We start from the raw sequence: 12,470 nt of genomic DNA, 5'->3' as shown, positions 1-12,470 counted from the left end.
CTCCGCTGCGATTGCTCTGCATTGGGCGTAGCGCCTCGCCAGTGCATCACCCGCCGCAGCCCCGGCGCACCGCCGATTTCTCGGATTCAGTGGACTAGGAAGCTAGGAAGCGGGCTTCAAACACCTCGGCGGCCACCGGCCTGCTGAGCAGGTAGCCCTGGATTTCGTCACAGCCCAGCAGCGCGAGCCGGCCGCATTGTTCGTCAGTTTCTACGCCTTCGGCAACCACCTTGAGCCCCAGCGAGTGCCCCATGTTGATGATGGCGGAGACCAGCGCCTGCCCTTGCGGTCCGGTGTCCATCCCCATGATGAAAGAGCGGTCGATCTTGAGGGTGTCAGCGGGCAGCGTGGCCAGGTAGCTCAGTGATGAGAACCCGGTTCCGAAGTCATCAATGGCAATCGTGATGCCCATCTCGCGCAGGGCGTGCAGGCTGCTACGGCTGTGCTCCACATCCTCCATGACCATGCTCTCGGTGATCTCCAGCTCCAGCCCGGCCCCTGCGGCCGGGTCAAAGGCCAGCGCCTCGCGCACCTCGGCCACGAAGCTGCGGTGGCGCAGCTGCAGAAACGACACGTTGACCGCCACCCGCAACGGCGCATGGCCGGCCTGCCGCCAGCGCTGGTTGTCTGCCAGTGCCTGCCCAAGCGCCCAGCGCCCCACGTCGTAGATTAGGCCGGTTTCCTCCAGGATGGGGATGAAAAGCCCCGGCGGCACCAGCCCCCGCTCAGGGTCGTTCCAGCGGATCAGGGCTTCTGCGCCTGCCAGGGCACCAGTGGACAGGCACCGCTTGGGCTGGTAGTGCAGAACAAACTGCCCGCGCTCCAGGGCATCGCGCAGGCGGCCTTCCATGCCCAGGGCCTCGGCCACGCGGGTATTCATCTCCGACATGTAGAACAGCAGGCTGTCTGCCGATGCCTTGGCCTTGTTGACGGCGGCCTCCGCATTGCGCAGCAGCGTTTCGGCATCAGCGCCATCCATGGGGTACAAGGCCACGCCAGCCTTGGCGGCCATGCGCAGCTCGGTGCCGCTCAGCGCAAAGGGTGTGTCAAAACAGGCGCGCAGGAGGTAGTCCACCGCCATGGCCACCGCGCCCGCATCGCGTGCGTCGGTCACGGCGATGCCGAAGCTGTTGATGCCAATGCGTGCCACGTCGTACACATCGCGGCTGGCGTGCTGCAGCCGCTGCGCGACCTGCTTGAGGAGTTCGTCGCCCATCTGCCGCCCCAGTGTGTCATTGACAAAGCGAAAGCGGCTGATATCCATCAGCGCAATACCCATCAGAGGCCGTGTGCCCTCACGCGGGCGCAGGTGCTGGCCGGTGCGCTCCAGAAAAAGGGTGCGGTTCGGCAGCCCGGTGATTTCGTCGTAATAGGCCAGGTAGCTCAGCCGGTCTTCCTTGTCGAGGTGGTCCAGGGCAAAACCGATGTCGCCGGACAACTCTGTCAGCAGCTTCATCTCGGCCTCGTCGAAGAAGCCCACCTCGTCTGCCAGCAGGGCCAGTGTGGCGGCGACCTCCTGGCCCACCAGGATGGGCAGTACCGCAATGCTGGCCACACCCCGTTGGCGCAGTTGATCGCGCAGCATCACGCGTGGGTCGCCGCTGATGTCGTCGCACAGCACGGCCTTGCGAGTGCGCACCACTGCGGCGGCGAGGCTTTCACCCGGTGTGGGAACGTCAAACAAACCCAGTCGGTCGCGGATGTTGTGCACAAAATCGGCCTCTACGCCCGACAGCCCCACCGGCACCACCTGCTGCGCCGCGCGGTCCACGCGGCCTATCCAGGCGATGCGGAAATGGCCGTGCTCCACCGCAATGCGGCACGCCTCGCGGAACAGTTCCTCGCGGTCGCGCACCCGCACGATCAGGGTGTTGATGCCGCTGAGCATCGCGTACACGCGGTTCAGGCGCTTGATCTTGCGCTCGGCCTCACGGCGCTCGGTAATGTCTTCACCGAGCGCGGCCACGCCCGTCACCTGTCCGCCCACAGAGCGCAGCACGGTGTTGTTCCAGTGCACCAGGCGCCGCTCGCCCGAGCGGGTGAGGATCTCGTTGTCGTAGTGCCAGGCCGAAGGCCGGTCCGCCAGCACATCGGCAAACACGCTGCGCACATTGCCCATCTCAGGGGGCACAAACATGTCAAACCAGTTGCGGCCAGCGATCTCTTCACGCTCCCAGCCTGTCAGGCGCAGCAGGTAGTCGTTGCAATAGGTGATGCGCCCTTCGCAGTCGAGCATCAGCGAGATCATCTCGACCTTGTCGAGCATGTCATTGAAACGGCGGTCGCTTTCGTGCAGCTCTTCCTCGGCGCGTTTCTCCCGGGTGACATCCTGGATGGTGTTGAACCAGCGGCCCTGCTCGCCCCGGCCAGCCTCATCCTCCAAGGGCTCCATCACCTGGCGCAAATGCAGCAGTTCGCCATCTGCGCGCAACAGGCGGTAGGTGAAATCCAGGCGGGCGCCTTGCTGTGCGGCCTGCAGCGCATGCTGGCGGAACATGTCGCGGTCTTGCGGGTGTACCAGCGCCAGCCACTCGCGCGCGGACTTGGGCATGGCATCGGCCCCCAGCCCCAGCATATCGGGCAGCGTGTCGAGCCAGCTCTCGAAAGCACCATCAGCACCGCTGATCACATGGGTGATTTTTGCCAGTGCCTGCGCCCTTCGCAGGCTGGCTTTGCTGGCGCGCAGCGCGTCCATGGCCCGCTGGCGTTCGAACACTTCCACCTGCAGTTGCTCGGCATGCTTCTGGATCTCGATATAAAGGCTGCCGTTTTCGTAGATACGGCCCACCTGCGCGCCCAGGACGGCCAGGACTTTTTCATCGTCGGCCGTGAACGCATCTTCCCCCTGCTTGTTGGCCAGGCAGATCCAGCCATAGGAGAACGAGAGCGAAGTGATGGGCGCAATCAAGCCAGTGTGCAGCGGCGGGTAGCCTGCAGGCAGGCCGATGTCGCTCGGCGCACCGCTTTCATTGACCAGCCGCTCAGAGCGGCGCGCGGCGCGCAATTGCCCCAATAGGCCGTGCGATACCACGGGCAGGTCCAGCAGCCCGCTCAGCGCAGGTTCGATGCCGCTGGTGCACACGATGGAGGCATCGCTTTGCTTGCGCACCACACACAGCACCGCATACTGCGCCCCCACCAGTTCGCGCGCGCCACGGCATACATTGGCCAGCAGCACCTGCGGGTCGCGCTCGGAGGCCAGTTGCAGGTTCAGGTCGGTCAGGGCCGCCAGACGCCGGTTCATGGCCTCCAGCTCGGCGACGTTGCCGGTGAGCTTGTCCGTCATGAGCTGCAGGTGCCGGGTCTGAAAACTGTGCTCCATCGGGTGGAAGGGCTGCGGCGGCACCTGCGACAAGGCCTGCTCAATGGCCGAGGTGATGTCCTGTGGCTCGCAGGGCTTCACCAGCACCTGCGTCACCCCACAGGCCAGGGCCAGGTTGCGGGCCTCTTGCTCGCGGTAGTGCGCGCTGTAGAAGATCACCTGGGTTGCGGCGAGCTGGTGGTCTGTGCGCAGCTGGCGCACAAACTCGTACCCGTCCATGGTCGGCATCAGGATGTCGGAGATCACCAGATCGGGACGCTCGGCACGCACCAGGGCGAGGGCCTCGGCACCGTCTGCGGCCTCCAGGGCCTGGTGGCCACTGTGCCCGATGAGCGTGACCACCAGCGCACGGTTGGCCGGCAGGTCATCGACAACAAGGATCTTGGCCATGCTACCCGGGGTCCAACGTCAGGCTGCGCCCGGCGGCGCGTGGAATGAAGAACCCAGAAACGCCTCGACTTGGCTCACGAAGGTTTCGGGCGTGATGGGCTTGGACAGGTGCTCGTCAAAACCCACCTCAAGGGCCTTTTCGCGGTCACCCGGCATCGAAAAAGCGGTCACAGCCACCAGCGGCACCACACGCCACCCATGGTGCGAGCGCAGGCTTTGTGCCACCTCATAGCCATTCATCACCGGCATTTGCAGGTCGCACAGGATCAGGTCGGGCCCCTCGGCCAGCGCCAGCCCCAGGCCCAGGGCGCCGTTTTCGGCGGCCAGCACACGGTGGCCCGCGGCTTCCAGCAGGTAGGTGACGAGTTGCCGGCTGGCATCATCGTCTTCGATGACCAGGATGGTGGCTTTCATGGGCTGGTCTCCTGAAACTCCACAATGAACGTGCTGCCCTGCCCTTCGGCGCTCTCCAGCCCCACACTGCCCCCCAGCGCTTCGGCAAGCTTGCGGCTCAGGTGCAGGCCCAGGCCGGTGCCTTCGTGGTGACGCCGGTCGGCGCTTTCGACCCGGGAGAAGGCCTCGAAAAGCCGCGACTGCTCCTGCAGCGGAATGCCAGGCCCGGTGTCGCGCACCTGAACCTGCACAGTGCGCCCTTGGGCCGACGAGGTCTCCTCCAGCATCACATCCACACGCCCCTGCGGCGTGAACTTGATGGCATTGCCCACCAGATTGATCAGAATCTGGCTGAAGGCCCGGCGGTCGGTGTGCAACTGCACGGCCTGGGCGGGGGCATGCACACTAAACACCAGGCCCTTGCGCACGGCCTCGGGCTCCAGCGTGGCGGCGACCTCGGCAACAATGCTGCGGCAGTCAAGCAGCTCCTTGTGGAGCGACACCTTGTTGGCGCTGAGCTTGGCCACATCGAGCAGGTCGTTGATGAGCGAAAGCAGATGCCGCGCCCCAGTCTGCACGATGCGCAACTGCTTGTCCTGCTCCGGGTTGAGCGGCCCCGGCAGCTGCATGAGCAAGGTGCCCGTGAAACCGATGATGGCGTTCAGCGGGGTTCGCAGTTCGTGGGACATGCTGGCCAGGAAGCGGTCTTTGACCAAGGCGGCATTTTCAAGCTCCAGGTTCTTGTCGCGCAAGGCTCGCTCGATCCGCTTGCGCTCCGTCACATCGCGGATCGCACTGGAGACAAACAGGCCTTCTTCCGTCTCCAGCGGGCTCAGGCTGATCTCGACTGGAAACTCGGAACCATCCTTGCGCAAACCATACAGATCAAGGCCAGCCCCCATGGAGCGGGAGCGTGGTTCGGCAAAAAAGCCGCGTCGGTGCTCAGGGTGCCGACCGCTGAAGCGTTCTGGCACCAGCAGCTCGATCTTCTGACCCAGGAGTTCGCTGCGGCTCCAGCCAAACAGTTTCACGGCCTGCGAGTTGACGAGCACGATGCGGCCGTCGCGGTCAACGATGACCATCGCGTCCGGCGCGGCTTCGAGCAGGTCCTTGAACTTCTGGTCGGCCCGCTTGCGGTCGGTGATGTCTCGGATCGCGCTCATCACCATCGCACCTTCTTCGGTGTCGATCGGGCTCAGGCTGATCTCCACTGGAAACTCGCCACCATCCTTGCGCAGGCCATGCAGCTCCAGCCCCGCACCCATGGTGCGCGTGCGCGGCGCCCCAAAGAACCCGCTGCGGTGCCCCAGGTGCGCGCCGCGGTAGCGGTGTGGCAACAACACCTCCACGGCCTGCCCTAGCAATTCGGTCCTTTCATAGCCAAACACGCGCTCGGCCTGGGAGTTGACCAGGACGATGCGGCCTGTCACGTTGACCATCACGATCGCGTCGGGTGTGGATTCGAGCAGGTCACGGAACCGCGCCTCCAGCAGCTTGGCCTCGCGCTGGACCTTGAGCTGGGTGACATCCTTCTTGCTCGACAGAAAGTACAGCAGCTGGCCAGCTTCGTCGCGCACGGCCTTGGTGGACACGTTGACATGCACGAGCGATCCATCCTTGCGGCGGCGCACCGACTCGTGCACGGTGCTGCTCAGGCCCCGCAGGGCCTCGGCCCGGATCTCGTCTTCTTCGTGGGCCCGGTTCTCGGGAACAATGAGATCAATGAGGCGCCTGCCCTGAGCCTCTGCCGGTGCATAGCCAAAGATCGCTTCGGCAGCCGGGTTCCAGTTGAGCACCACCCCCTCAGGCGACAGCACCAGCAGCGCATCGGGGTTTTGCTCCCAATATGCGGCAGAAAAATCAGATGCCATGCAGAACTCCCTGTGGGGACCCATCCCTCTGCATCCCGTTGTTGTGTTTGTGTGCGACTGCGGATGCAAGCCCGTGCCATCGCCCCGCGCGGGCCCATGGCTGGACCCATCTTAGGCGGGAAGCCTCCCGATTGCCAACTCTGAAATGCCACTGCCAGTTCCGCGCCGCCGACCATCGGGGCAGTTTGGCCCTGGGCGGAGCCCTGCAGCCGCCAGACGACAAAAAGCCCCTGCACCAACAAGGGAACAGGGGCTTGCGAAACGGCGCAAAAGCCGCGCTGGCTTACATGTGGTCGATCATGACCTGGCCAAAACCCGAGCAGCTCACCTGGGTGGCTCCGTCCATCAGGCGGGCAAAGTCGTAAGTCACCTTCTTGGAGGCTATCGACTTCTCCAGCGAACTGATGATCAAGTTGGCGGCCTCGATCCAACCCATGTGGCGCAGCATCATCTCGGCCGACAGGATTTCGGAGCCGGGGTTCACATAGTCCTTGCCTGCATATTTGGGGGCCGTGCCGTGGGTGGCTTCAAAACAGGCCACCGAGTCGGACATGTTGGCGCCGGGCGCAATGCCGATCCCGCCCACCTGGGCTGCGAGCGCATCGGAGATGTAATCGCCATTGAGGTTGAGCGTGGCCACCACCGAATACTCGGCCGGGCGCAGCAGGATCTGCTGCAGGAAGGCATCGGCAATGCTGTCCTTGATGGTGATGTCCTTGCCCGTCTTGGGGTTCTTGAGCTTGCACCACGGGCCGCCGTCGATCAGCTCGGCACCGAACTCCTTTTGCGCCAGGGCGTACGCCCAGTCGCGGAAGCCACCTTCGGTGTACTTCATGATGTTGCCCTTGTGGACGATGGTCACGCTGGGCTTGTCGTTGTCGATGGCGTACTGGATGGCCTTGCGCACCAGGCGTTCGGTGCCCTCAATGGAGACGGGCTTGACGCCAATGCCCGAGGTGTTGGGAAAGCGGATTTTCTTCACGCCCATCTCGTCCTGCAGGAACTTGATGAGCTTCTTGGCCTTGTCCGACTCGGCTTCGAACTCGATGCCGGCATAGATGTCCTCCGAGTTCTCGCGGAAGATCACCATGTTGGTCTTTTCGGGCTCTTTCAGCGGCGAAGGCACGCCCTTGAAATACTGCACGGGGCGCAGGCAGACATACAGATCCAGTTCCTGGCGCAGTGCCACGTTCAGCGAACGGATGCCGCCACCCACGGGCGTGGTCAGCGGGCCCTTGATCGACACCACGTACTCGCGCAACACCTGCAGGGTTTCTTCGGGCAGCCACACATCAGGGCCGTAGACCTTGGTGGATTTCTCGCCCGCATACACCTCCATCCAGTGGATCTTCTTCTTGCCGCCATAGGCCTTGGCCACCGCAGCGTCCACCACCTTGATCATCACCGGCGTGATGTCGAGCCCCGTGCCATCGCCTTCAATGAAGGGAATGATGGGCTGGTCCGGCACATTCAGCGACATGTCGGCATTGACCGTGATTTTCTGGCCTTCGGCAGGCACCTTGATGTGCTGGTAGCTGGTCATGGAAGGGGTGTCTCCTGTGGAAGCTGAAGCAGATTCAGCAGATGGGGCAAAGCGCTCGGTAGCCAGTCAATTCTAATGACAATTTTTTGGGCAAAGTCCCTGCCAGCCTGCGCGCCGCTGCTATCGTTGCGGGCGAAGCCGTGCAGGTTTGCGCGGCTTCAGATCCTCTCTTTCAACCCCTTCACTGGAAACGGCATATATGAAAAAACTCCTCGCTGTCCTGGTGGCTGGTCTGTTGGGTGCAAGTGCTTTTGCACAGGCGCCTGCAGCCGCTCCGGCCCCCGCCCCTGCAGCCCCAGCGCCCATGGCTGCACCCGCTGCACCTGTAGCTGCTGCCCCCGCACCCGTCGCCAAAACCAAGGCAAAGGCCAAGGCCACCAAAACGGCCAAAAAGAAAACCACCAAGAAGGTCGCCAAGAAAAAGACCACCCACAAGGCAGCCTGACGCTGGCATGCAGCACCCTTAGCGGGGTCATGCACATTGCTTCAAAATCGCCCGCTACTGCGGGCGTTTTCTTTTTCCGTTCTTTTCCCCTTCTTTTGCCCGCCGGTTCGGCGCCCCTTGTGCGGACGCTGCCCCCTTGTCCAGAAAGCCTTGCCCATGACCGCTTTTGCACTTGCCTTGCCTTTTTCCGCTGCCACACGGCGCACCGTGGCCGCCGCGCTGTTGACCGCTGCTGCGGGACTGCCGTTCACCACGGCACAGGCCCAGGACGGCCCCCAGCTGAATTTGCAGCGTGTGGAACTGACCGCAGGCATGCACCGCATTGACGCCCAGGTGGCCGCCACGCCCCAGGAGCGCCAGACCGGCCTGATGCATCGCAAGGAGATGCCCCAGCACGAGGGCATGCTGTTTGTGTTTGAACAACCCGCGCAGCAGTGCTTCTGGATGAAGAACACGCTGCTGCCGCTCACGGCAGCGTTTGTGGATGACGACGGCACCATCGTGAACCTGGCCGACATGAAGCCCCAGACGCTGGATTCGCACTGTTCGGCAAAACCGGTGCGCTACGTGCTGGAGATGAACCAGGGATGGTTTGCCAAGAAAAACATCAAGGCAGGCGCCAAGCTGGGTGGAGCGCTGTTCAGCCGCAAGTGACGCAGGACCACCCAGGGACTTGCGCAGATCGGGATGCCACAGCCGCATAGCCCTTGACCCTGGGCCCTGCCGCTTGCCCAAGCGCTGTCTTGCCGACATCGCACTCCCATGATCCGGGAGTGCAGCTTACTATCATTTATATAGCTACCAGCGCTTATTCAGCAAGCGCTAGATGCCAAAAACGCCTCAAAATCCCCAACAAAAAACGGCCCTAAGGCCGTTTTTTGTTGCCCGCAGACCTCAGTCCGTCAGGACAGGTCACTCGCGGGGCGCGGATCGCGCATCAGGCGAAGTTGGCTTCGGCAAACTTCCAGTTCACCAGCTTGTCGAGGAAGGTCTCAACGAACTTGGGACGCATGTTGCGGTAGTCGATGTAGTACGCGTGTTCCCACACGTCCACGGTGAGCAGCGCCTTGTCGGCGGTGGTCAGCGGCGTGCCGGCGGCGCCGGTGTTGACGATGTCAACGCTGCCATCGGCCTTCTTCACCAGCCAGGTCCAGCCCGAACCGAAGTTGCCCACGGCAGACTTCACGAACGCTTCCTTGAAGGCTGCGTAGCTGCCCCACTTGGCGGTGATGGCTGCAGCCAGTGCACCAGAAGGCTCACCGCCGCCCCGGGGAGCCATGCAGTTCCAGAAGAAGGTGTGGTTCCAGATTTGCGCTGCATTGTTGTAGATGCCGCCGCTCGACTTCTTGACGATCTCTTCGAGCGTCATGGCTTCGAACTCGGTGCCCTTTTGCAGGTTGTTCAGGTTCACCACATAGGCGTTGTGGTGCTTGCCATGGTGGTACTCCAGGGTTTCCTGGCTGTAGTGCGGAGCCAGGGCATCGATGGCGTAGGGCAGCGGGGGAAGGGTATGTTCCATGGTGGTGTTTCCTTGTGGTTTGAAATTCCGGGATGCCATCTGCAACGCTTTTCTTTCCTGAGCAATGCAGTCGGACACAGCGCGAAGGGGGCATTGTAGGAACATCAGGTGACCTGTGCAGCGTGAGGCCACCCAGATCCGGTCTGCAGCACCACAAACCGCTGCTGTCCTACAGAGGCGCGCCTTCTACCGCGCCGCGACATCACCCCGTTACAGCAGTCGCGGCTGGGCCACCGTCACGTCCACCACGCCATCGGCCAGTGTGGCGCGCAGGGCATCGCCCGGCTGGGCCTGGCGCACGCTGGTCACAGCCCGGCCCTCGGTATCGGTGAGCAGCGCGTAGCCGCGATGCAGCACCAGGCGCGGGTCGAGCAGCTCCAGCCGCAAGGCCGCGCGGTCGAGCCGCTCGGCCTGCTGCACCAGGCGCCGTTGCATTTTTTGAGGGAAGTCGGCCTCCAGCGCTTTCTGGGATTGCGCAAGCCGCTGCAATTTTAATAGCACTCCATGACGCATGCGCTGGGCCAGGCGTGCCAGTTGCATCTGCTCACGCGCCACCAGGCCCGACGGGCGGCCCAGCCGCGCCGCCGCCTGGTCCAGCCGCTGGTGCCGGGTGTCGAGCTGGCGCTGCACGCCGTCGCTGATACGCCCAGCCAGCAGCCCGAGCGCCCCCAGCCACACATCGCGCGGCTGGGCCACCAGCTCAGCGGCGGCGGTGGGCGTAGGTGCGCGCAGGTCGGCGCAGAAGTCGGCGATGGTGAAATCGGTCTCGTGCCCCACCCCGCTAATGAGCGGCACCGGGCTTTGCACGATGGTCCGGGCCAGTTGTTCGTCGTTGAAGGCCCAGAGATCTTCGATGGAACCGCCCCCGCGCACCAGCAAGATCACGTCAATGGGCGGATTTTTGGTCAAATCAGCCCCTGACGCTTGTCCCGCTTGCGCAAGCAGATACAGTTTTGATAGCGCCGCAACCAGCGAAGCAGGTGCTGCGGTGCCCTGCACCTGCGCAGGCACCAGCACCACCGGAATGTGCGGCACGCGACGGCGCAGCGCCGTGACCACGTCGTGAAGGGCCGCCGCCCCGGTGGACGTCACAAGGCCAATGCCACGCGGCTGCAAAGGCAGCGGGCGCTTGCGGGCGCTGTCGAACAAGCCTTCCGTTTCGAGCTGCGCCTTCAGGCGCAGGAACTGCTCGAACAACGCGCCCTGCCCGGCCCGCTGCATGCTTTCCACAATGAACTGCAAATCGCCCCGCGCCTCGTACACCGAAAGGCGGCCGCGCACTTCCACCAATTCGCCATCGCGCGGCGAAAAGTCAAGCAGGCTGGCGGCACGGCGGAACATGGCGCAGCGCAACTGGCCGTTCGCATCTTTGACCGAGAAGTAGCAATGTCCGCTGGATGCGCGCGAGAAGCCCGTGATCTCGCCGCGCACCGCGACAGGATTGAAGCGCGCCTCCAGAGCATCAGCAATGGCGCGGCATAGCGCGCCAACTTCCCAGACGCGCGGCGCCACTGCGGGGCTGGGGCGCTCAAACATGAGAAACGGCGGGCGTTTGCGCCGCGCGCACCGCGCAAGTACTCCACAGAATCTGGTCAGCGGCAGTTACCACAGCCACATAACTAAAAACCGCCCGCAAAACACCAGAGCACGTACAAGTTGTTGATTTATATAGCTTTTTCATTGCGCAATTTTTCATCAATCTGTTGCAAGCACGGCGTGGCGCCACTTTGCGTGGCCTGGAACAGTGGTTGCCCACAAAGTTATCCACAGATTTTGTGGGTGAGCAGATGGGGCGACGGCGCGCACAGCAACGTAACGGTTTGTGACGAGGTGGGCCCTGCAAGCTGGGCCATAATCGCCGATTGCTTTCATCTGCGCGGAGAGAGATTTGCTGTCCATCATACAAGCCGCAGGCTGGCCGATCTGGCCCCTGATTGCGTGTTCCGTCCTGGGAATGGCGCTGATTTTTGAACGTTTCGTGGCCCTCAAGACGGCCCGTGTCGCCCCCCCGAAATTGCTCGATGAAGCCATCACGGTCTCGTCCAAGGCCGTGCCCACCCCCGACGTGGTGAACCAGTTGGCGCAAAACTCCGCCCTGGGCGAGGTGCTGGCCAGCGGCCTGCGCACCCTCAACAGCAACCCCCAGTGCAGCGAGACCGACCTGCGTGCCGCCATGGAAGGCGCGGGGCGCGCCGTGGCGCACCGGCTGGAAAAATACCTGTCGGCACTGGCCACCATCGCTTCGGCCGCGCCCTTGCTGGGCCTGCTGGGCACGGTGATCGGCATGATCGAGATCTTTGGCTCGCAGGCCGGCAGCGGTGGCGTGGGCCAGGCCATGGGTGGCGGCAACCCGGCGCAGCTGGCGCATGGCATCTCGATCGCGCTCTACAACACGGCTTTTGGCCTCATCGTGGCCATCCCGGCGCTGATCTTCTGGCGCTACTTCCGCGCCCGGGTGGATGCCTATCTGCTCACCTTGGAGTTGGCTTCGGAACAATTTGTGCGCCACATCCTGCGTTTGCGGAAGAAGTGAAATGAACTTCCGTCCCCGCGCCAAGGAAGAGCCGGAGATCAACCTGATCCCGTTCATCGACGTGCTGCTGGTGATCCTCATCTTTCTGATGCTGACCACCACCTACAGCAAGTTCACCGAGCTGCAGCTCACGCTGCCCGTGGCCGATGCCGAGCAGCAACGCGACCACCCCAAGGAAGTCATCGTGTCCGTCGCCGCCGACGGGCGCTACGCCATCAACAAGACGGGCGTGGACGGCAAAAGCGTGGACGCGATCGCGCAGGCCTTGCGCAGTGCCGCCACAGCGGGCACGGGCAGTGTGGTCATCATCAGTGCCGATGCGATGGCGCCGCACCAGTCCGTGGTTTCGGTGATGGAGGCAGCGCGCCGCGTGGGCCTCACGCAGATCACGTTTGCCACGCAGTCATCGGCTGCGGCGCGCAGCCCCAGCCGCTGACACGCATGGCTGCCCCCG

10 protein-coding genes are annotated in these 12,470 nt (G+C 63.5%); 4 read left to right on the top strand and 6 right to left on the bottom strand.

Annotated features, from left to right (window positions below; genetic code table 11):
• Positions 1-94 precede the first annotated feature (94 nt).
• From NFX52_RS13655 to icd, 4 genes are all read right to left on the bottom strand, one after another.
• Positions 95-3,712: an EAL domain-containing protein gene (locus NFX52_RS13655; RefSeq protein WP_055396059.1), complete on the bottom strand. Its 3,618-nt coding sequence runs from the start codon at positions 3,710-3,712 to the stop codon at positions 95-97.
• Positions 3,713-3,730: 18 nt separating this feature from the next.
• Positions 3,731-4,126, bottom strand: a complete 396-nt coding sequence (locus tag NFX52_RS13650; RefSeq protein ID WP_055396057.1) for a response regulator — start codon at positions 4,124-4,126, stop codon at positions 3,731-3,733.
• On the bottom strand, positions 4,123-5,976 hold the full coding sequence (locus tag NFX52_RS13645) for a PAS domain S-box protein (protein ID WP_055396055.1): 1,854 nt from the start codon (positions 5,974-5,976) through the stop codon (positions 4,123-4,125). The genes NFX52_RS13650 and NFX52_RS13645 overlap by 4 nt, the downstream gene beginning before the upstream one ends.
• Before the next feature lie 283 nt (positions 5,977-6,259).
• Entirely contained in the window at positions 6,260-7,519 is a 1,260-nt protein-coding gene (gene icd, locus NFX52_RS13640) for an NADP-dependent isocitrate dehydrogenase (RefSeq protein WP_055396054.1), read from the bottom strand.
• 199 nt (positions 7,520-7,718) lie between these two features.
• Between icd and NFX52_RS13635 the strand changes: the two genes are divergently transcribed.
• The gene (locus tag NFX52_RS13635) at positions 7,719-7,964 is read left to right on the top strand and encodes a hypothetical protein (protein ID WP_055396052.1); all 246 of its coding nucleotides are present in this window, start codon (positions 7,719-7,721) and stop codon (positions 7,962-7,964) included.
• Between the two features lie 156 nt (positions 7,965-8,120).
• On the top strand, positions 8,121-8,618 hold the full coding sequence (locus tag NFX52_RS13630) for a DUF192 domain-containing protein (protein WP_055396050.1): 498 nt from the start codon (positions 8,121-8,123) through the stop codon (positions 8,616-8,618).
• Positions 8,619-8,901: 283 nt separating this feature from the next.
• Here NFX52_RS13630 and NFX52_RS13625 read toward each other — a convergent pair whose 3' ends face one another.
• Both NFX52_RS13625 and xseA read right to left on the bottom strand, forming a co-directional pair.
• Positions 8,902-9,483 carry a superoxide dismutase gene (locus NFX52_RS13625; protein WP_055396048.1) on the bottom strand — a complete coding sequence of 194 codons (582 nt, stop codon included), beginning with the start codon at positions 9,481-9,483 and terminating at the stop codon, positions 8,902-8,904.
• A gap of 210 nt (positions 9,484-9,693) precedes the next feature.
• Positions 9,694-11,019, bottom strand: a complete 1,326-nt coding sequence (gene xseA, locus NFX52_RS13620) for an exodeoxyribonuclease VII large subunit (protein WP_055396046.1) — start codon at positions 11,017-11,019, stop codon at positions 9,694-9,696.
• A gap of 352 nt (positions 11,020-11,371) precedes the next feature.
• Here xseA and NFX52_RS13615 point away from each other — a divergent pair, with 352 nt between their 5' ends.
• Both NFX52_RS13615 and NFX52_RS13610 read left to right on the top strand, forming a co-directional pair.
• Positions 11,372-12,016, top strand: a complete 645-nt coding sequence (locus NFX52_RS13615) for a MotA/TolQ/ExbB proton channel family protein (RefSeq protein WP_055396044.1) — start codon at positions 11,372-11,374, stop codon at positions 12,014-12,016.
• Between the two features lies 1 nt (position 12,017).
• The gene (locus tag NFX52_RS13610; RefSeq protein ID WP_055396042.1) at positions 12,018-12,452 is read left to right on the top strand and encodes an ExbD/TolR family protein; all 435 of its coding nucleotides are present in this window, start codon (positions 12,018-12,020) and stop codon (positions 12,450-12,452) included.
• The last annotated feature ends 18 nt before the right edge of the window (positions 12,453-12,470 follow it).

This window comes from Acidovorax facilis, from assembly GCF_023913775.1.
Taxonomy (GTDB): Bacteria; Pseudomonadota; Gammaproteobacteria; order Burkholderiales; family Burkholderiaceae_C; genus Acidovorax; species Acidovorax facilis.
Note: the sequence above shows the minus strand (reverse complement) of the source record. Positions and strands in the feature narration are given on the sequence as shown.